This is a genomic window from Youngimonas ophiurae (nom. illeg.) (assembly GCF_049803795.1).
Classification (GTDB): domain Bacteria; phylum Pseudomonadota; class Alphaproteobacteria; order Rhodobacterales; family Rhodobacteraceae; genus Thalassobius.
On record NZ_JBNAGJ010000004.1, the window covers coordinates 50,746 to 67,987 of the forward strand.

The following is a 17,242-nucleotide window of genomic DNA, read 5'->3' on the forward strand; positions in this document are numbered from 1 at the left end:
GAGGAGACCCAGCCATGTATTCGCAAGGTTTGATCGGGGCTGATGGCAGCACCCAGGAGACTCAGGAGTTTCTGGATCGGTTCCAGGCTCGGATCGACGCCGAGCAAAAGATCGAGCCGAATGACGAAATGCCCGAGGGCTATCGGCGGACCTTGGTGCGTCAGATCGGCCAGCACGCACATTCGGAAATCGTGGGGATGCTGCCCGAGGGCAACTGGATCACCCGCGCCCCGACGCTGCGCCGCAAGGCCGCGCTGCTGGCCAAGGTGCAGGACGAGGGCGGGCATGGGCTGTACCTGTATTCCGCCGCCGAGACGCTGGGCGTCAGCCGCGAGGAGATGACCGAAGAGCTGCACTCGGGTAAGGCCAAGTATTCGTCGATTTTCAACTATCCCACGCTGAGCTGGGCCGATATTGGCACCATCGGTTGGCTGGTGGATGGCGCCGCGATTATGAACCAGATCCCACTGTGCCGCTGTTCATTCGGGCCGTATGCGCGGGCGATGATCCGTGTGTGCAAGGAAGAGAGTTTCCACCAGCGTCAGGGGTATGAGATCGTGATGACGCTGGCGCAGGGCACGCCTGCGCAGAAAGAAATGGCGCAGGACAGTCTGAACCGGTGGTGGTGGCCCTCGATCATGATGTTCGGGCCGCATGACGCGGATAGCCAGCACTCGGATCAGTCGATGGCGTGGAAGATCAAGCGTTTCAGCAATGACGAGCTGCGGCAGAAGTTTATTGATGCGACCGTGCCGCAGGCCGAGTACCTGGGCCTGAAAATTCCTGACCCCGATCTGAAGTGGAACGCGGAAAAGGGCGGCTATGATCACGGCGAGATCGACTGGAGCGAGTTCTGGCGTGTGGTGAAGGGGCATGGGCCGATGGCGCGGGATCGGATTCGGGACCGCAAGAAGGCCTGGGACGATGGGGCCTGGGTGCGGGAGGCCGCGCTGGCCCATGCCGAGAAACGCCAGGCCCGGAAGATGGCTGCGGAATAATTTGGACGGGTGGGACGACGCTCGTTGCCGTTGGCAACATCGCCCCGCCCACCGTCCCTTTGGGGATTCACGAAAATTGAGAGGAGAGCGAGATGGTGCGTACCACGCCGCTTTGGGAAGTGTTCATTCGGCCTCGGAACGGGCTGTCGCATAAGCATGTGGGCTCGATCCACGCTGCGGATGAGGTGATGGCGGTGCAGGCCGCGCGCGATGTGTATACGCGCCGGGGGGAGGGGACCTCGATCTGGGTGGTGCGGTCTGCCGATGTGGTGGCGTCCGATCCGGATCAGGCCGAAGAGAATTTCGAGCCGACGGCGGATAAGATTTACCGGCACCCCACGTTCTATGACATTCCCGAAGAAGTGGGGCATATGTGATGGCCATCTATCAGGCAATTCTGGAGCTGGCGGACGACAATCTGGTGCTGGGGCATCGGGTGTCGGAATGGTGCGGACATGCGCCCTTGCTGGAGGAAGATCTGGCGATGCCGAACATGGCGTTGGACATGATCGGGACGGCGCGGAGTCTGTATGCGCGGGCGGCTGAGCTGGAAGGCAAGGGCCAATCCGAGGACGACATGGCCTATTTGCGTGGGGAGCGCGAGTATCGCAACTGTCTGCTGGTCGAGCGTCGCAACGAGGATTTCGCCCACACCATGCTGCGCCAGCTGTATTTCGCGGCCTTCATGAAGCCCTATTGGGAAGCTGCGGCCGCAAGCAGCGACGAGGTGATCCGCGGTGTGGCGGGCAAGGCCGTGAAAGAGATGGCCTATCACATTCGTCATGCTGGCGAGTGGGTGATCCGTCTGGGCGATGGCACCGAAGAAAGCGCGACGCGGATGAAGGCGGCTGTCGAGGCGCTCTCGATCTACGTGGATGAGATGTTTGACAGCTCTGAAGCCGCGCAAGAGGCCGAAGCGGCGGGTGTTCTACCCAAGCGCGCCGAGATGCGTCCCGCGTTCGATGCGGTGATCGCGCAGATTTTCGATCAGGCTCTGCTGGATGTGCCCAGCGTGGAATACCCGCATATGGGTGGCCGCGATGGGCGCCATGGCGAGGATCTGGGGCATATGCTGGCCGAGATGCAATCGCTGTATCGCGCGCATCCCGGAGCCAGCTGGTAATGTCCGCTGCCGCGCAGGAGGAGGCGCGCGCATGGGACGCGGCGGCGCAGGTGCCGGACCCCGAGGTCCCCTGCGTCACCGTCGCCGATTTGGGCATTTTGCGCTGGGTTAAGCTCGAAAATAGTGTCGTAAAGGCCGGGGTAACCCCGACCTATTCGGGCTGTCCTGCGACTCTGGCCATCGAGCTGGCGATCGAAACCGCGATCCGCGAGGCCGGGTTCGAAAACGTCCAGATCGAGCGCATTCTGTCCCCCGCCTGGACCACCGACTGGATCAGCGCCGAGGGGCGGCAAAAGCTGCGCGATTACGGGATTGCGCCACCGGAAGAGGCCACCGGCAAGGGTCTTATGCTGTTCGGCGAAACCACCGTGACCTGCCCGCGCTGCGGCAGCGATCAGACAGAACGGCTGAGCGAGTTCGGCTCGACCGCGTGCAAGGCACAGTACCGCTGCACGTCCTGCGCCGAACCTTTCGACTATTTCAAATGTATCTAAGAGGACTGGCAAGATGTTCCACACCCTGACCATCCAGACCGTGACCCAGGAAACCCCCGATGCGGTGGCGATCACCTTTGATGTGCCCACCGATCTGAACGGCGCTTTTGACTGGAAGCCTGGCCAATACCTGACCCTGCGTACCGACATCGCAGGCGAGGATCTGCGCCGCTCTTACTCGATCGCCAGCCTGCCGGGCACACCGCTGACCGTGGGCGTGAAACGGGTCGAGGGCGGTAAATTCTCGACCTTCGCACAGGGGCTGAAGGCCGGGGATACCATGCAGGTCATGCCACCCGAGGGACGCTTTACCCCCCACGCCGAAAAGGAACTGATCCTGATCGCGGCCGGGTCCGGCATCACGCCGATGGTGTCCATCGCCGCCGATCAACTGGCGCAGGGGCATCAGGTCACACTCGTCTACGGCAATCGCAAGACCGAAAGCATCATGTTCCGTCAGGCTCTGGACGCGCTGAAGGATCGCTATACGGATCGCTTCACGCTGATCCACATCCTCAGCCGTGAACCCCAGGATGTGGACCTGCTGAACGGCCGCATTACCGGGGACAAAATCGCCGCTCTGGCCCGCGCGGGCGCAATAAACCCGAAGGCCGACGGTGTCTACCTATGCGGCCCCGGTGACATGATCGACGACGTCGCCGCGACGCTGGAAACCGAAGGCGTGGCCAAAACCGCCATCCATTACGAGCGCTTCTACGAAGGCGAGGCCCCCAAAGCCCCGGTCTCTGCCGCCGCCCAGGCCGCCGCGGCCCAAGGCGTCACGGTCGAGGTCATCCTGGACGGCTCCCGCCGCATCTTCGAGTTCGACACCCAGGATGACACCGTTCTGGATGCCGCCGCCCGCCAGGGTCTGGAACTGCCCTATTCGTGCAAAGGCGGCATGTGCTGCACCTGCCGCTGCAAGGTCGAAGAAGGCAGCGCCGAAATGGCCGTGAACTACTCTCTCGAAGAATGGGAGCTCAAGGCAGGCTTCACCCTCGGCTGTCAGGCCCGCCCGACCAGCGAAAAACTTGTGCTGGATTTCGACGCCGCCTAGCCCTTCTTTTTGATGAAAATACTCCGGGGGGAGGCCGCAGGCCGTGGGGGGCAGTCAGCCCCCCTTACGCCCGCTCCAGCAGCTTTACGGTCTTGGCACAGGGCCAGCCCTCGAAAAACCCGTCCAGGATTTCATCGAAAACCGAGTCAGCCCCCGCGATTGCAGCAAACAGCGTCGCGCTGGAACGCAGCTTCATCGCGTCCACTTTGCCCAGAATAGCCTCGGGCCGGGTGCCCTGATGGGTCAGCATTAATCTGCACATCCGCTCCAGCCGTGGCCCCAGAACGGGATGCGCCAGATAGGCCTGCGCCTCGGACAGCCCCTCCAGGCCATACCGCTGGGCAAAGTTTGACCGGCCCAGCCCGCGCAATTGCGGAAACACGTACCACATCCAATGCGTTTCTTTGTGGCCGGCGGCGATTTCGCGTTCTGCATCGGCATGGTTGCGCGCCTGCGCCAGAATGAAGCGGTCCAGCCCTTCCATCACGGCTGCTCCTGCGGGGGCAAAACGCGCAAGGGAAATCCCTCCGCATTCAGCCCCGTCAGGCTGGCCCCGAAACCACGGGCCGAGACCGTCTCGTAATCCATTTGCCATCCTTGCCGCCGATGATGCGCAAAGGTTGAACGCGGCCGTCCCTCGTGTCAACTTTACCGAAAAGAGAGGCACGCATGACCCCGACCCCACAGGACTCAATTGTTGAAATTCCCGACTTGTCGCAACCGCAGGCTTTTGACGATCCCAAACTGGCCGTTGCCCGGCTGCAAGAGCTGTACCACGGCGCGGTGACCTTCCTGCAAGACAGGTTCGCGCAGGCCATGCGGGACGGGCAGGCCAGGGCCCGGTTTCGCGCGTTCTATCCCGAGGTGCGGATCACCACGACCAGCTTTGCGCAGATCGACTCGCGTCTCAGCTTTGGCCATGTGGCCGAGCCGGGCACCTATGCCACCACCATCACGCGGCCCGATCTGTTCGAACATTATCTTGAACAGCAGATCGGCCTGCTGATCCATAACCATGGGGTGCCCGTGGTGATCGGTGTGTCCACCACGCCCATGCCGGTGCATTTCGCGATGGCGGTGGGCGGGGCCACGGTCCCGCAAGAGGGGGCGGCGGCCTTTACCCTGCGCGACGTGTTTGACGTGCCGGACCTGGGAACCACCAATGATGACATCGTGAATGGCACCTATGGCCTGCCCGCCGATGGCACTCGTCCGCTGGCACCGTTCACCGCGCAACGGGTGGATTATTCCCTGGCCCGGTTGTCGCATTACACGGCCACCGACCCCGCGCATTTCCAGAATCATGTGCTGTTCACCAACTACCAGTTCTATGTCAGCGAATTCGAAGCCTACGCCCGCCGGATGCTGGCCGATCCGGGCAGCGGCTATACGTCTTTTGTCAGCACCGGCAATACAGAGATCACCGGCCCCGACGATCCGCTGCCGCCCAACGACAAGATGCCTCAGATGCCGGCCTATCACCTGAAGCGCAAACACGGCGCCGGGATTACGCTGGTGAATATCGGGGTGGGGCCGTCGAATGCGAAAACCGCGACGGATCACATCGCGGTGCTGCGGCCTCATGCGTGGATCATGGTGGGGCATTGTGCGGGGCTGCGGTCCTCGCAGAGCCTGGGGGATTTCGTGCTGGCCCATGCCTATCTGCGCGAGGATAAGGTGCTGGACGATGATCTGCCCGTCTGGGTGCCCGTGCCCGCGCTGGCCGAGATCCAGATCGCGCTGGAAAGCGCCGTGGCCGATGAAACCGCGCTGGAAGGATATGATCTGAAACGGGTGATGCGCACGGGGACCGTCGCCAGCCTGGACAATCGAAACTGGGAGCTGCGCGATCATACTGGCCCGGTGCAGCGGCTTTCCCAGTCCCGCGCGGTGGCCCTGGATATGGAAAGCGCCACCATCGCCGCGAACGGGTTCCGGTTCCGTGTTCCCTATGGCACGCTCTTGTGCATCAGCGATAAACCGCTGCATGGCGAACTGAAACTTCCGGGCATGGCCAGCGATTTTTACAAAACCCAGGTTTCGCGGCATTTGCTGATTGGCATTCGGGCGATGGAGCGGTTAAGAGACATGCCTCTGGAGCGGATCCACAGTCGGAAACTGCGTAGTTTTGATGAAACTGCGTTTCTCTGACCTTGGGTCAGGCCCCGCAAACTGCATGTTTTTAAGGGGTCAGGCCCACAATTTATTGTGTTCCCCCACGACATACAGTTAAATACCGCGCAATGAGGCCCAAGCAATCGGGCAAATGAAGGAGAACAAAAAAATGACCAAACCGTTGACCAAGACTCAACTGGTTGCCGCACTGGCCGAGGAAATGGGCGCCGAGAAAAAAGCTGCTGCCGCTGCTCTGGAAGCTGTGACCACCATCATCACCCGCGAAGTGTCCGGCGGCGGTGCCGTGACCCTGCCCGGCGTCGGCAAGATCTACTGCCGCGAACGCCCCGAGCGTATGGTGCGTAACCCCGCCACCAACGAGCAGATCAAGAAAGAGGCCGACAAGGTGGTCAAAATGACCATCGCCAAAGCGCTGAAGGACAGCGTGAACGCCTGATCTTGCATTTGATCAAAGTTTCGGAAAGGGTCGTCCCATTGGGGCGGCCCTTTTCATTTGCAGGAGTCATCGGGTGGATATCAAGGCAATCGGCATGGGCATGGCCTTTGCGCTTATGTGGTCCTCGGCCTTCACCTCGGCGCGGGTGATCGTGCAATATGCGCCGCCCATGGCGTCCTTGTCTTTGCGGTTCCTTCTGTCGGGTCTGATTGGCGTGGCGATTGCGCTGGCGCTGGGGCAGAGCTTTCGCCTGACGCGCGCCCAATGGCGGGCGACGATCCTGTTCGGCCTGTGTCAGAATGCGCTGTATCTGGGGCTGAACTTTGTCGCGATGCAAACGATTGAGGCCAGCCTGGCCTCGATTGTTGCCTCGACCATGCCGCTGATGGTGGCGCTGGCCGGCTGGGTGATTTTCAAGGATCGCTTGCCGAAAATCGGTGTTCTGGGGCTGCTGCTGGGGGTCATCGGCGTGGTGATCATCATGGGGGCCCGGCTTGAGGCCGAAGTGGACCGTTTCGGTCTGTCGCTGTGCTTTATCGGTGCGGTTGCCCTGACCATCGCCACGCTTTCGGTGCGCGGGGCGTCCTCGGGGGGGAATGTGATGATGATTGTCGGGCTACAGATGCTGGTGGGTTCGGCGATCCTGGCGGTGCCGGCCGCGCTGCTGGAGGATATGACAGTGACGCTGAACTGGCAGCTGGTTGTCGCATTTTTCTATACCACGCTGGTGCCGGGCCTGACGGCAACCTGGGTGTGGTTCTGGCTGGTGAATCATGTGGGGGCGGTGAAGGCCTCGACCTTCCATTTCCTGAACCCGTTCTTTGGGGTGGCCATTGCGGCGCTGCTGCTGGGCGAAAGCCTGGGGCTGCTGGACGTGGTTGGCGTTGCGGCCATTGCGTTGGGGATTCTGGCGGTTCAGCTATCCAAACAGCGCCCCGCCTAAAGAATGGCCAACAGGGCTGACAGGGTAAAGAACGCGCCGAACGTGGCCCCCAGCAGCGCGATCGAGGCCACGCCCTCGTGCCCGTATTCCTGCGCCAGCACCGTGTAGATGCCAAACATCGGCATGGCCGCTGACAGGATAACGGCGGTTTGCATATCAGCCCCCAGCGTGGGCAGGCCCAGCAACGGAACCAGCATTGCGGCGGCAAACACCATCGCGGGGTGGAGGATCAGCTTGCCCACCATGATCTGAGCGGCCAGCCCGGTATTGCCGCGCATGGGCAGGCCCACCAGCGAGCCTCCGATCACGAACAGCGCCAGCGCCGAGGCCGAGGCCGCCAGCATATCCAGCAACCGATCCGCCCCCGAGGGCAGCTCGATCCCAGACAGCATCAGCGCAAAGCCGCCCAGCAGCCCCAGCACCATCGGCCGTTTGATCACCGACAGGAACAGGTTCCCCAGCATACGGCCCACCGAGGCGTGCTCTTCTTTGCGGGACAGTTCCAGCAGGACCAGACAGATGGGGATGATAAAGAAGTTCTCGATCACGAAGTTCAGCGCCAGGATGACACCCGCCTGATCCGGGAACAGCAACAGCATCACCGGATAGCCCACATAGCCCGAATTGGGACTCGAGGCGCCCATGGCCCCGATGCCGCGCCGCGCAGGCCCCACGCCTTGGACCCACAGGATCGTATAGGTCAGGGCAATTGTGGCCAGCCCGCCAAACAGAAAGACAGTCATGTAGCTGAAGTTCAGAACCTCGGACAGATCGCGGCGCCCCACTGCGCTGAACAGCAGCGCGGGCAAGGCTACGTTCAAGACGTATTTGCCCAGGGTGCGCATCTCGGATTGGGCGAAAACACGGTATTTCACCGCCGCATAGCCCAGCCCGATGGCCGCGAAAATGGGAAAGGTGATGGTCAGGATATCCAGCATGTCAGCTCCAGTGGGTGGGCGGGGGCGCGCCGATTTCTGATGCGAAATGGGCCAGAAAATCGCGCATACGCAAGACGCGTTCCTGCGCAATTGCGCGTCCGCGATCTGTCAGCATTCCGTCGGGCAGGCGCAGCAGTTTTATCGGCCAGTGATCCAGCGCGAATAGCGTGTCGTCCGGATCGCGCGTCGTGGCAAACGGATCCTGGGGGTCATAGAAGCTCCGCCCCAACTGCCCCGAGACAGCAAAACTGCGGGCTATGCCGATTGCCCCCAAAGCGTCCAGCCGGTCAGCATCACGCAGGATGCGCGCAGTGTCTGATTCAGGCTCTATTCCAGCGGAAAAGCTATGTGCCGTGATGGCGTGACAGGCCTGTGCGATCTGCGCACTGGACAGGCCAAGCGCGCGCAGATGCGGCTGCGCGGCCCTGGCGGACAGGGCCGAGGCCTGCGCGCGGTTCGGGGCGTCCTTGGGCAGGTTCACCAGATCATGCAGGTAAGCGGCTGCCATCAGGGGCACAGTGTCGACCGGCAGCGTCTGGGCGATATCCACGCAGGTCAGCCACACCCGATCCAGATGCGCCAGATCATGGGCTGCGTCCTGCGCCATTTCCTCGGCCGCGATCTGGCGGAGCTTGTGGCGCAGGGGGGTGCTCACCCGATTTTGCCCCGGTTTTCCCCGATCTGCCCGCGATGCAGCAGCAGATGGTCCAGGATCACGCAGGCCATCATTGCCTCGCCCACGGGAACGGCGCGGATGCCGACGCAGGGGTCGTGGCGGCCTTTGGTGATGATCTCGGCGGCCTCACCGGATTTGGTGATGGTCTGGCGGGTTTTCAGGATTGAGGAAGTCGGTTTCACCGCGAAGCGTACGACCAGATCCTGCCCGGTGGAAATGCCGCCCAGAATGCCGCCCGCGTGGTTTGACGAATAGACAGGCTGGCCGTCATTGCCCATGAAAATCTCATCGGCGTTTTCCTCGCCGGTCAGGCAGGCGGCGTTCATGCCTTCGCCGATTTCCACGCCCTTGACTGCGTTGATGGACATCATCGCGGCGGCCAGATCGGTGTCGATTTTGCCATAGACGGGGGCCCCCAGGCCGGCGGGGACGCCCTTGGCGACGATTTCCACCACGGCCCCGACAGAATTGCCCGATTTGCGCAGCGCGTCCATGTAATCGGCCCAGTCGGCTGCGGCGGTGGCATCGGGACACCAGAACGGGTTCTGGTCGATCTGATCCCAATCGAAGCGGGAACGGTCAATTTTATGCGGGCCGATCTGGGTCATGTAGCCGGTGATTTCCACACCCGGCACCAGGGTCTTGATTGCCTCGCGGGCGACGCCACCGGCGGCCACGCGCGCCGCGGTTTCACGGGCCGAGGACCGACCCCCGCCGCGATAATCGCGGATGCCGTATTTCTGCCAATAGGTGATGTCGGCATGGCCGGGGCGGAACTTTTCCGCGATGTCGCCGTAATCCTTGGATCGCTGATCGGTGTTTTCGATCATCAGCTGGATCGGAGTGCCGGTGGTCTGGCCTTCGAACATGCCGGACAGGATTTTCACCTGATCGGGCTCGCGTCGTTGGGTGGTGTATTTACTGGTGCCCGGTTTGCGCAGATCCAGCCAGTGTTGCAGCATGTCAGCCGTCAGCGCCACCCCCGGAGGACACCCGTCCACAGTGGCCCCCAGGGCCGGCCCGTGGCTTTCGCCCCAGGTGGTGACGCGGAAAAGATGACCGAAAGAATTCATGCTCATGGGGCGCTCCTTTGGGGGTGGAATACCGGGGCCGGGCGCGCAGAACAAGCGGTTTTGCCTTGAAGGCAAGGGGGCAAGGCGCTAGCTGTGACATCACCTCGGGGTGCCCGGCGCAAGCAACGGTGGGCTGAGATGCGTGATGCGAACCCGTTGAACCTGACCCGGTTAAGACCGGCGGAGGGAAGGTTTGGATCATTTCCCGACTGCTCCGCCCGTCGCAATGAGGAGGATACGATGAAGTATCTTGCGCTTGCCTCGGGATTGTTTGCCGCCACCGCTGCTGTGGCCGAAACACCCGTTCTGACGATTTATACCTATGACAGCTTTGTGTCGGACTGGGGCCCCGGCCCGGCCGTGGAAAAGGCGTTCGAGTCCGAATGCGGCTGCGATCTGCAATTCGTGGGCGCGGGCGATGGCGCGGCGCTGCTGGGACGGCTGAAACTGGAAGGCGCGCGGACAAAGGCCGACATCGTGCTGGGGCTGGATACCTCGCTGACGGCGGATGCGGCGGCGACGGGGCTGTTTGCCGCACATGGCGTCAGCGTGGACTATGATCTGCCCATCACCTGGGAGGACGCGCATTTCGTGCCCTACGATTGGGGTTATTTCGCTTTCGTCAAGAACGCGGATCAGGACGGGCCCGCGAATTTTCTGGCCTTGGCTGACAGCGATCTGAAGATTGTCATTCAGGATCCGCGCAGCTCGACCCCCGGTCTGGGCCTGCTGATGTGGGTAAAAACCGCCTATGGCGACGAGGCCCCCGCGATCTGGGAAGGCCTGTCGGACAATATCGTCACCGTCACCAAGGGCTGGTCCGAGGCCTATGGCCTGTTTCTGGAAGGCGAGGCCGATATGGTCCTGTCCTACACCACCTCGCCGGCCTATCACCTGATCGCCGAAGAGGATGGCTCGAAGGCTGCGGCCCGCTTTGACGAGGGGCACTACATGCAGATCGAGGTGGCCGCGAAACTGGCTGCCTCGGATCAGCAAGAGCTGGCGGATCAGTTCCTGGCCTTCATGGTTTCGGACGCTTTCCAATCTATCATTCCGACGACGAACTGGATGTACCCGGCGGTGACGCCCGCAGCGGGCCTGCCCAAGGGATTCGAGACCCTGATCCAGCCGGAAAAGGCCCTGATCGTTCCGGCGGATATGGCCGATACCGTGCGCGATCAGGCGCTTGAGGAATGGCTGCGCGCCCTGTCGAAATAAGCCGGGTTCTGCCCGGAGTGTTGGCCGCGATTTCTGTCGCGGCCTTCGTGCTGTGCGCAGTCGGAGCGGTGCTGTGGTTCGCAGGGGGCGGTGGAATGCCCGGCCCTGGCGATTGGGCCGCGCTGCGGTTCACCGTGATGCAGGCGGCTTTGTCCGCGTTGTGCAGCGTCGGGCTGGCCATTCCGGTGGCGCGCGCTCTGGCGCGGCGGGCATTTCCGGGGCGCTCTGTGTTGATAACGCTGCTGGGGGCGCCGTTCATTCTGCCGGTGATTGTGGCCGTTCTGGGGCTGCTGGCGGTGTTCGGCCGCAATGGAGTGCTGTCCAATCTGCTTGGGGTGGTGGGGCTGCCGCCGCTGTCCATCTATGGGCTGCATGGGGTGTTGCTGGCCCATGTCTTTTTCAACCTGCCTTTGGCGACGCGTCTGATCCTGCAAGGCTGGCAGGACATCCCGGCCGAGCGTTTCCGCCTGGCGGCGACCCTGGGCATGGGGCCGGGGCAGGTGCTGCGCTTTCTGGAATGGCCGATGTTGCGCCGGGTTCTGCCCAGTGCCCTGCTGACGGTTTTCGGCCTGTGTCTTAGCAGTTTTGCCGTGGTGCTGATGCTGGGCGGAGGCCCCAAAGCCACCACGCTGGAGCTGGCGATCTATCAGGCCTTTCGTTTTGATTTCGACCTGGGCCGGGCCGCGACGCTGGCCGCTATTCAGGCGGCTTTGGTGGGCTCGGTCGTGTGGGTCGGCCTGCGCATCAGCCGGCACGAGGCGGATACTGTCGGGCTGGATCGGGTCATCGGGCTAAGCTCTGGCGATGGGGTGTGGCTGCGGGTGCAGGATGGGCTGGTGTTGCTGCTGGCCTCGGGGTTTTTGCTGGTGCCGTTGGGGGTGATCGTGGTGAAGGGCGTGCCCGGACTGGCGGTCATGCCGGTTTCGGTCTGGGGGGCATTGGGCAATTCGCTGATGGTCACGGTGGCCTCGACCAGTCTGGGTGTGGGGCTGGCGCTGACCATCGCAACGGCGGCGGTGCGGGTTGGCTGGGCGGATGTGCTGGGAATGATGGGCTTTGCGGCATCGCCTTTGGTTCTGGGCACCGGGCTGTTTTTGATCATCACCCCGTGGGCCAGCCCCTCGGCGCTGGCTTTTGTGGTGACGGCACTGGTGAATGCGGTGATGGTGCTGCCTTTTGCGCTGCGCGTCCTGAGCCCGGCCTTGCAGAGCATCGAGCACGATTTCGGCAATCTGGCTGACAGTCTGGATATGCGTGGCTGGGCGCGGTTCCGGTTTCTGATCCTGCCGCGCGTGCGCCGGTCCATCGGGTTTGCGGCGGGGCTGGCGGCGGCGATGTCGATGGGGGATCTGGGGGTGATTGCCCTGTTTGCGGATCCGACGCAGGCGACTTTGCCCTTGCAGATGTACCGGCTGATGGGCGCCTATCAGATGGAGGCAGCGGCTGGCGCGGCGCTTTTGTTGCTGGCGGCCAGCCTGTCGCTGTTCTGGATCATGGATCAGGGAGGACGCGGAAATGCTGAAGCTTGAAGGGATCGTCGTTGAGCATGACGGGTTCCAGCTGTGGGCAGACATGGAGGTGCCCGACGGGGCCCGCGTGGCTGTGATCGGGCCGTCAGGCGCTGGGAAATCCACGCTGCTGAACGTGATCGCCGGGTTTCAGGCGGCCTCTGCGGGGCGTATTTTTCTGGCTGGGCAGGAGGTGACGAAAGTGCCTCCGGGGCGGCGGCCTCTGTCGGTGTTGTTTCAGGATAACAACCTGTTCCCGCATCTGACGGCGGCGCAGAATGTGGGGCTGGGGCTGCGGCCTGACCTGCGCCTGACCGCGGCGCAGAAGACGCAAGTGCATCAGGCGCTGCAGCGCGTTGGCCTGCAAGGGCTTGAGGCGCGCAAACCGGCGCAATTGTCCGGAGGACAGCAAAGCCGCGTCGCGTTGGCGCGGGTGCTGGTGCAGGATCGGCCTCTGGTGCTGCTGGACGAGCCGTTTTCCGCCCTGGGCCCCGCGATGAAGGCCGAAATGCTGGATCTGCTACAACAGCTTTTGGGGGAAACCGGCGCGACTTTGTTGTTGGTGACCCATGACCCCGAGGATGCCAAGCGTATCGCGCCTCAGACAATTCTGGTGGCCGATGGTGCGGCGCAGGGGCCGCTGGACACACAGCAGACCTTTGCTGATCCACCAAAAGCGCTGCGGGATTACCTGGGTTAGTCCAACGTCCGGGCTTCATCCACCAGCATCACCGGGATGCCATTGCGGATGGGAAAGGCCAGTTTGGCGGATTTGCTGATCAGTTCCTGGGCGTCGGCGTCATAGTCCAGCGGGCCCTGTGTCAGCGGGCAGATCAGCGCCTCAAGCATACGGCGGTCAAAGGCAGGTGTGTCGGTCATTGTATCGGTTCCTCGGCGTCGCCGCCGCGTAGCGCATATTCGATCAGGGTGACAAGCGTTTCGCGGCGGGTGCACAGGCAGGGGGCCTCAAGCAGGGCCTGTTTGTCCTCGGGATCCAGATCCAGCAGCATAGACAAAGAGTTGATCAGGAATTCGTCATCCGCGCCTTCCAGCGTTTCCCAATCGGTTTCCAGCCCGCGCTGGGTGAAATAGTTGCACAAGGCATTCAGGAACTCGGGCCGGTCAAAGCGTTCGTCCTGTTCCTCGGGGCCCAGATCGCGGCTGAACCCCTGCCAGGATACCTGACACCGGCGATAGGGGGTGAATCCCTCGATCTCGTTCAGAATCCGGAACCGGGAAATGCCGCTGAGCGTGATCATATAGCGCCCATCCTCGGTTTCGGAAAACTGCGAGACCCGCCCCGCGCAGCCGATCTGGTGCAGCCGCTCTTTGGCGCCGCAGGGCTGAACCATCCCGATCAGCCGCCCCGGCGTTTTCAGCGCGTCATCCAGCATTGCCAGATAGCGGGGCTCGAAGATATGCAGCGGCAGGCGCGCGCGGGGCAGCAGCAGCGCCCCGGTCAACGGAAAGACCGGCAGGATATCAGGAAGGTCGAATTTCAGTGCCATGGTGCACGAAGGTAGCCCGCAAAGGCCATCAGGCAAATATCATCGAGCTAAGTTTGCGACGGCCGTTCAAAACAATGGGGTCATTGGGTTTCAATGCCTCGAAAATCGTGAACAGCTGGGCCTTGGCGGCACCGTCATTCCACTCGCGATCCCGGCGGAACAGTTCCAGCAGCTGGTCCACGGCGTCCTCGATCTGGCCGTTCGCGTGCAGCGCCTGCGCCAGATCAAGCCGCGCCTGATGGTTGGCCGGGTCCGCCTCTAGCGCGGTGCGCAGCTCATCCAGAGGGCCGGAGTTGGCGGCCTGACGGGCCAGTTCCAGTTGCGCGCGGGCGGCCTCGATCGGGGCTGAGGCGGCCAGGGTGGCGGGCACGCCGTTCAGGGCAACCTCGGCCTGGTCCAGTTCGCCCGCAGCCAGATGGCACCGGATCAGCCCGGCAAAGGCTTCGGCGTTTTCGGCGTCTTCTTGCAGAACGGCCGCGAAAACCTGAGCGGCATCGTCCAGCGCGCCCTCGGTCAGCATTTCCTCGGCTGCGGCCAGCGCATCGTCCAGCCCACCGCTGGCATCGCCGCCGGCCGCTTCGATTGCGCGTTTGATGAAAGCGTCAATCTCGGATGTGGGAACGGCGCCCTGGAACATATCGGTGGGCCGGCCTTTGACAAAGGCAACGACGGTGGGAATGGATTGCAGCGGCAGCCCCTGTTGGGCCAGAGCCTGCGCCAGCCGCTGGTTCTGATCCACGTCGATCTTGGCCATTTTCACAGCGCCCTTGGCGCGGGTCACCGCGTCCTCCAGCATCGGGCCCAGCGTTTTGCACGGCCCGCACCAGGTGGCCCAGAAATCCACGATCACCGGCACCTCATTCGAGGCCTCGACAACATCGACCATGAAGTTCTCTTCGGTGACGTCCTTGATCAGATCGCCCGCAGGGGCAGCGTTTTGTCCAAGTTCCAGCATGTCAGATCGTCCTTACGGATTGCGTTGCGTCATATATGAGGCCTGCACGGGCCGGGAACAACCCGTCAATCTTTGTCTTTGCTGATATGCAGGCGAACAGTTTGTGCCCCAAAAGTCAGGCCTGCCAATCCCGTAGTGGCAACGATGTTCAGACCTGGGATCAATGACAACAGGCCGCCAACGGCCGAGATCAGTCCGATCTTGTAGAGGCCCCCATAGGTGCCGTGGTCGTGGTCCAGATATTTGATGCACCTGTCAGTCAGTTTCGCCAGTTGAAGGAGCCTGTCTTTCAGCCCCTTGGCCTCGGCCTCAGTCAGGGGGCGGTTGTGATTTTCTGGCAGTTCATCCTGCAAGGCGATCAACTCGGCCTCCATCACGTTCAGAAAGCTGGCCTTGGCATCGTATTCGGCCTTGGCGTCTTCGCCATTGGGGATGGGGATCAGCTTGTGTACCGCCTGTTCTTGCTGAACCAGCACCATGAGATGTTCGAGGCGGGACGAGAATTCCGGGCGATCGTCTTGGAACTGCGCGCGGAGTTGCGCGGCAGAGATGGCGTTCGCTGCTGAGGTAACCGATTGGCCAGTTGATGACGGAGATTTGGTGTTCTTGGGCGGCTTCCAGTTTTCCAGGTAGTCAAACAGGGTCTGGGCGCGTTCTTCTGGGTCTCTGATCTTTGCAATCCGTGCGATTTCTGGGTCTTGGCGCGCTGCTCGACAGCCTCGAAATCGCAAGCCCTCCTCTCCTGGAGCAGCGGCGAGTAGTGAGAGATGGCGAAGTGGACGCAGGTTTTCCACATCAGTGGCCTCAATACTCAGGTTTCTTATACGTTTCAGTCTCTTGAGGGGTGAAATGTCAGCTACTTTCGTATCGAAAAGCTGAAGTCGCCACAAAGATGTAAGATCGGACAGCGGTGACAAATCGCTAACAGGTTCATAGAATAGCTCTAATACGTTTAGATTTTTAAGAGCTTCCAATGCGGAAAGGTTCGACACTCGCGTAGCGCCGAGTTTTAGATGATGCAGCGAAGTCAGTTTCGCCAAAGGTGAAATATCTTCTAATGATTTGAGGCAGTAAAGTGACAGATTTGTCAGATTTTTCAGCCCGGTCAGCGGAGTAAGATCCTCCAAGTGATTAAAAGATATATCGAGATGGCGTAAGCTGTGTGCCTCAACTATGTTCGGCGGCAAACAGGACATTTTTCGATGGCTAAGATCCAGATGCTGCCATTCATGCTTGATGGCCTCTTCTACTAAGCGTTCGTTTGCGGCATCGGTTCCGTTGAAGTCACTCATTACTCTCGCCTCTGGTTGAGGGAAGAATAGTGAGGCGAGGTCGGCCACGCAACGATGGGCGAAGACTTACAGATCGAACGTGGCAAACACCGGCGCGTGGTCCGAGGGTTTTTCCCAGCCGCGGGCGTCGCGCAGCACCCGGCTGGCGTGGGCGGCGTTGGAGATGTCGGGGGTGGCCCAGATGTGATCCAGACGGCGGCCCTTGTCGGCGGCGTCCCAGTCCTTGGCGCGGTAGGACCACCACGAATACAGCTGCCCGGCGGGGATGTCCTGGCGGGTGATGTCCACCCATTTGCCGGCCTCCATCACGTCGGTCAGGTGGTTCACCTCAATGGGCGTGTGAGACACGATTTTCAGCAGTTGTTTGTGGTTCCAGACGTCATCTTCGCGCGGGGCGATGTTCAGGTCGCCCACCAGGATGGATTTTTCAGGGGCGTCCGAATGGAACCAGTCGCGCATCTCGGTCAGGTAGTCCAGTTTCTGGCCGAATTTTTCATTGATTTCACGGTCGGGTTTGTCGCCGCCGGCGGGGACATAGAAATTGTGGATCGTCACTCCGTTTTCCAGCCGTCCGGCCACGTGGCGCGCATGGCCCAGGCTGGCGAAATCCTGATCCCCGGCATCCTCGATCGGCAGTTTGGACAGGATCGCGACGCCGTTGTATCCCTTCTGCCCGCGCGCCACCATGTGGGTGTAGCCAAGCGCGTGGAACCGTTCGAGCGGGATTTTTTCCACCGGGCTTTTGCATTCCTGAAGGCACAGGGCATCGGGCATTTCCTGCTCCATCAGCTGGCAGACGATGGGCTCGCGCAGGCGGACCGAGTTGATGTTCCAGGTGGCAAGCGTGAAGGGCATGGGGGTCTCCTGAGTTCGCGATTGCGGGCAGG

20 protein-coding genes and 1 riboswitch are annotated in these 17,242 nt (G+C 61.9%); of the genes, 11 read left to right on the forward strand and 9 right to left on the reverse strand.

From position 1 onward, the window contains the following. Positions 1-14 precede the first annotated feature (14 nt). The 5 genes from paaA (at position 15) to ACP15O_RS10135 (ending at position 3,672) form a co-directional block, all read left to right on the forward strand. Entirely contained in the window at positions 15-998 is a 984-nt protein-coding gene (gene paaA, locus ACP15O_RS10115) for a 1,2-phenylacetyl-CoA epoxidase subunit PaaA (protein ID WP_425095974.1), read from the forward strand. A 92-nt stretch (positions 999-1,090) separates the two neighbouring features. Beyond that, a complete protein-coding gene (gene paaB / locus ACP15O_RS10120; protein ID WP_425095975.1) occupies positions 1,091-1,375 on the forward strand; it encodes a 1,2-phenylacetyl-CoA epoxidase subunit PaaB in 285 nt (94 codons plus the stop codon). Further along, positions 1,375-2,121, forward strand: coding sequence for a 1,2-phenylacetyl-CoA epoxidase subunit PaaC (gene paaC, locus ACP15O_RS10125; protein ID WP_425095976.1), 747 nt, complete (start codon positions 1,375-1,377; stop codon positions 2,119-2,121). The genes paaB and paaC overlap by 1 nt, the downstream gene beginning before the upstream one ends. Continuing rightward, positions 2,121-2,615 (forward strand): 1,2-phenylacetyl-CoA epoxidase subunit PaaD, encoded by a 495-nt coding sequence (gene paaD, locus ACP15O_RS10130; RefSeq protein WP_425095977.1) that lies wholly within the window; start codon positions 2,121-2,123, stop codon positions 2,613-2,615. Before paaC ends, paaD begins: the two co-directional genes overlap by 1 nt. Positions 2,616-2,628: 13 nt before the next feature. Then, the gene (locus tag ACP15O_RS10135) at positions 2,629-3,672 is read left to right on the forward strand and encodes a 2Fe-2S iron-sulfur cluster-binding protein (RefSeq protein ID WP_425095978.1); all 1,044 of its coding nucleotides are present in this window, start codon (positions 2,629-2,631) and stop codon (positions 3,670-3,672) included. A gap of 64 nt (positions 3,673-3,736) precedes the next feature. Here ACP15O_RS10135 and ACP15O_RS10140 read toward each other — a convergent pair whose 3' ends face one another. Further along, positions 3,737-4,156 (reverse strand): DUF1810 domain-containing protein, encoded by a 420-nt coding sequence (locus tag ACP15O_RS10140; RefSeq protein ID WP_425095979.1) that lies wholly within the window; start codon positions 4,154-4,156, stop codon positions 3,737-3,739. Positions 4,157-4,341: 185 nt separating this feature from the next. Between ACP15O_RS10140 and ACP15O_RS10145 the strand changes: the two genes are divergently transcribed. From ACP15O_RS10145 to ACP15O_RS10155, 3 genes are all read left to right on the forward strand, one after another. Further along, positions 4,342-5,823, forward strand: a complete 1,482-nt coding sequence (locus ACP15O_RS10145; RefSeq protein ID WP_425095981.1) for an AMP nucleosidase — start codon at positions 4,342-4,344, stop codon at positions 5,821-5,823. Between the two features lie 133 nt (positions 5,824-5,956). Continuing rightward, a complete protein-coding gene (locus ACP15O_RS10150; protein ID WP_425095982.1) occupies positions 5,957-6,244 on the forward strand; it encodes an HU family DNA-binding protein in 288 nt (95 codons plus the stop codon). Between the two features lie 73 nt (positions 6,245-6,317). Beyond that, positions 6,318-7,187, forward strand: coding sequence for a DMT family transporter (locus ACP15O_RS10155; protein ID WP_425095983.1), 870 nt, complete (start codon positions 6,318-6,320; stop codon positions 7,185-7,187). On the opposite strand, the gene ACP15O_RS10160 is transcribed toward ACP15O_RS10155, so the two are convergent. From ACP15O_RS10160 to aroC, 3 genes are read right to left on the reverse strand one after another with little or no spacing between them, the layout of a single operon-like run. Then, positions 7,184-8,125 (reverse strand): AEC family transporter, encoded by a 942-nt coding sequence (locus ACP15O_RS10160; protein WP_425095984.1) that lies wholly within the window; start codon positions 8,123-8,125, stop codon positions 7,184-7,186. The two genes, ACP15O_RS10155 and ACP15O_RS10160, sit on opposite strands and share 4 nt — an antisense overlap. Position 8,126: 1 nt before the next feature. After that, positions 8,127-8,780 carry an HD domain-containing protein gene (locus tag ACP15O_RS10165; RefSeq protein ID WP_425095986.1) on the reverse strand — a complete coding sequence of 218 codons (654 nt, stop codon included), beginning with the start codon at positions 8,778-8,780 and terminating at the stop codon, positions 8,127-8,129. Then, complete coding sequence (gene aroC / locus ACP15O_RS10170) at positions 8,777-9,880, reverse strand: chorismate synthase (RefSeq protein ID WP_425095987.1); 1,104 nt, start codon at positions 9,878-9,880, stop codon at positions 8,777-8,779. The genes ACP15O_RS10165 and aroC overlap by 4 nt, the downstream gene beginning before the upstream one ends. Before the next feature lie 89 nt (positions 9,881-9,969). After that, a riboswitch (TPP riboswitch) is annotated at positions 9,970-10,080 on the forward strand. A gap of 34 nt (positions 10,081-10,114) precedes the next feature. Here aroC and thiB point away from each other — a divergent pair. Genes thiB through thiQ form a run of 3 tightly spaced genes read left to right on the forward strand, consistent with a single transcriptional unit; the run spans position 10,115 to position 13,300 of the window. Further along, positions 10,115-11,092: a thiamine ABC transporter substrate binding subunit gene (thiB, locus tag ACP15O_RS10175; RefSeq protein ID WP_425095988.1), complete on the forward strand. Its 978-nt coding sequence runs from the start codon at positions 10,115-10,117 to the stop codon at positions 11,090-11,092. Then, positions 11,068-12,621, forward strand: a complete 1,554-nt coding sequence (locus ACP15O_RS10180) for a thiamine/thiamine pyrophosphate ABC transporter permease ThiP (RefSeq protein WP_425095989.1) — start codon at positions 11,068-11,070, stop codon at positions 12,619-12,621. The genes thiB and ACP15O_RS10180 overlap by 25 nt, the downstream gene beginning before the upstream one ends. Beyond that, a complete protein-coding gene (gene thiQ, locus ACP15O_RS10185; protein WP_425095990.1) occupies positions 12,608-13,300 on the forward strand; it encodes a thiamine ABC transporter ATP-binding protein in 693 nt (230 codons plus the stop codon). The genes ACP15O_RS10180 and thiQ overlap by 14 nt, the downstream gene beginning before the upstream one ends. Here the strand turns inward: thiQ and ACP15O_RS10190 are convergent. The 5 genes from ACP15O_RS10190 to ACP15O_RS10210 all read right to left on the reverse strand — a co-directional run bounded on the left by ACP15O_RS10190 (position 13,297) and on the right by ACP15O_RS10210 (position 17,210). Continuing rightward, positions 13,297-13,479: a Trm112 family protein gene (locus tag ACP15O_RS10190; protein ID WP_425095991.1), complete on the reverse strand. Its 183-nt coding sequence runs from the start codon at positions 13,477-13,479 to the stop codon at positions 13,297-13,299. The two genes, thiQ and ACP15O_RS10190, sit on opposite strands and share 4 nt — an antisense overlap. After that, positions 13,476-14,108, reverse strand: a complete 633-nt coding sequence (locus ACP15O_RS10195; protein ID WP_425095992.1) for an LON peptidase substrate-binding domain-containing protein — start codon at positions 14,106-14,108, stop codon at positions 13,476-13,478. The genes ACP15O_RS10190 and ACP15O_RS10195 overlap by 4 nt, the downstream gene beginning before the upstream one ends. Before the next feature lie 28 nt (positions 14,109-14,136). Further along, entirely contained in the window at positions 14,137-15,063 is a 927-nt protein-coding gene (locus tag ACP15O_RS10200; RefSeq protein ID WP_425095993.1) for a tetratricopeptide repeat protein, read from the reverse strand. Between the two features lie 65 nt (positions 15,064-15,128). Continuing rightward, positions 15,129-16,355: a leucine-rich repeat domain-containing protein gene (locus ACP15O_RS10205; RefSeq protein WP_425095994.1), complete on the reverse strand. Its 1,227-nt coding sequence runs from the start codon at positions 16,353-16,355 to the stop codon at positions 15,129-15,131. Between the two features lie 66 nt (positions 16,356-16,421). Continuing rightward, positions 16,422-17,210 (reverse strand): exodeoxyribonuclease III, encoded by a 789-nt coding sequence (locus ACP15O_RS10210; protein ID WP_425095995.1) that lies wholly within the window; start codon positions 17,208-17,210, stop codon positions 16,422-16,424. Between the last annotated feature and the right edge of the window lie 32 nt (positions 17,211-17,242).

Excerpts from the sequence above, each read along its gene's own strand:
- aroC (WP_425095987.1), bottom strand. The coding sequence starts at position 9,880 with ATGAGCATGAATTCTTTCGGTCATCTTTTCCGCGTCACCACCTGGGGC.
- ACP15O_RS10195 (WP_425095992.1), bottom strand. The coding sequence starts at position 14,108 with ATGGCACTGAAATTCGACCTTCCTGATATCCTGCCGGTCTTTCCGTTG.
- paaB (WP_425095975.1), top strand. The coding sequence starts at position 1,091 with ATGGTGCGTACCACGCCGCTTTGGGAAGTGTTCATTCGGCCTCGGAAC.
- paaC (WP_425095976.1), top strand. The coding sequence starts at position 1,375 with ATGGCCATCTATCAGGCAATTCTGGAGCTGGCGGACGACAATCTGGTG.
- thiB (WP_425095988.1), top strand. The coding sequence starts at position 10,115 with ATGAAGTATCTTGCGCTTGCCTCGGGATTGTTTGCCGCCACCGCTGCT.
- thiQ (WP_425095990.1), top strand. The coding sequence starts at position 12,608 with ATGCTGAAGCTTGAAGGGATCGTCGTTGAGCATGACGGGTTCCAGCTG.
- ACP15O_RS10205 (WP_425095994.1), bottom strand. The coding sequence starts at position 16,355 with ATGAGTGACTTCAACGGAACCGATGCCGCAAACGAACGCTTAGTAGAA.
- paaD (WP_425095977.1), top strand. The coding sequence starts at position 2,121 with ATGTCCGCTGCCGCGCAGGAGGAGGCGCGCGCATGGGACGCGGCGGCG.
- ACP15O_RS10135 (WP_425095978.1), top strand. The coding sequence starts at position 2,629 with ATGTTCCACACCCTGACCATCCAGACCGTGACCCAGGAAACCCCCGAT.
- ACP15O_RS10150 (WP_425095982.1), top strand. The coding sequence starts at position 5,957 with ATGACCAAACCGTTGACCAAGACTCAACTGGTTGCCGCACTGGCCGAG.
- ACP15O_RS10160 (WP_425095984.1), bottom strand. The coding sequence starts at position 8,125 with ATGCTGGATATCCTGACCATCACCTTTCCCATTTTCGCGGCCATCGGG.
- ACP15O_RS10180 (WP_425095989.1), top strand. The coding sequence starts at position 11,068 with ATGGCTGCGCGCCCTGTCGAAATAAGCCGGGTTCTGCCCGGAGTGTTG.
- ACP15O_RS10210 (WP_425095995.1), bottom strand. The coding sequence starts at position 17,210 with ATGCCCTTCACGCTTGCCACCTGGAACATCAACTCGGTCCGCCTGCGC.
- ACP15O_RS10200 (WP_425095993.1), bottom strand. The coding sequence starts at position 15,063 with ATGCTGGAACTTGGACAAAACGCTGCCCCTGCGGGCGATCTGATCAAG.
- ACP15O_RS10145 (WP_425095981.1), top strand. The coding sequence starts at position 4,342 with ATGACCCCGACCCCACAGGACTCAATTGTTGAAATTCCCGACTTGTCG.
- paaA (WP_425095974.1), top strand. The coding sequence starts at position 15 with ATGTATTCGCAAGGTTTGATCGGGGCTGATGGCAGCACCCAGGAGACT.
- ACP15O_RS10140 (WP_425095979.1), bottom strand. The coding sequence starts at position 4,156 with ATGGAAGGGCTGGACCGCTTCATTCTGGCGCAGGCGCGCAACCATGCC.
- ACP15O_RS10190 (WP_425095991.1), bottom strand. The coding sequence starts at position 13,479 with ATGACCGACACACCTGCCTTTGACCGCCGTATGCTTGAGGCGCTGATC.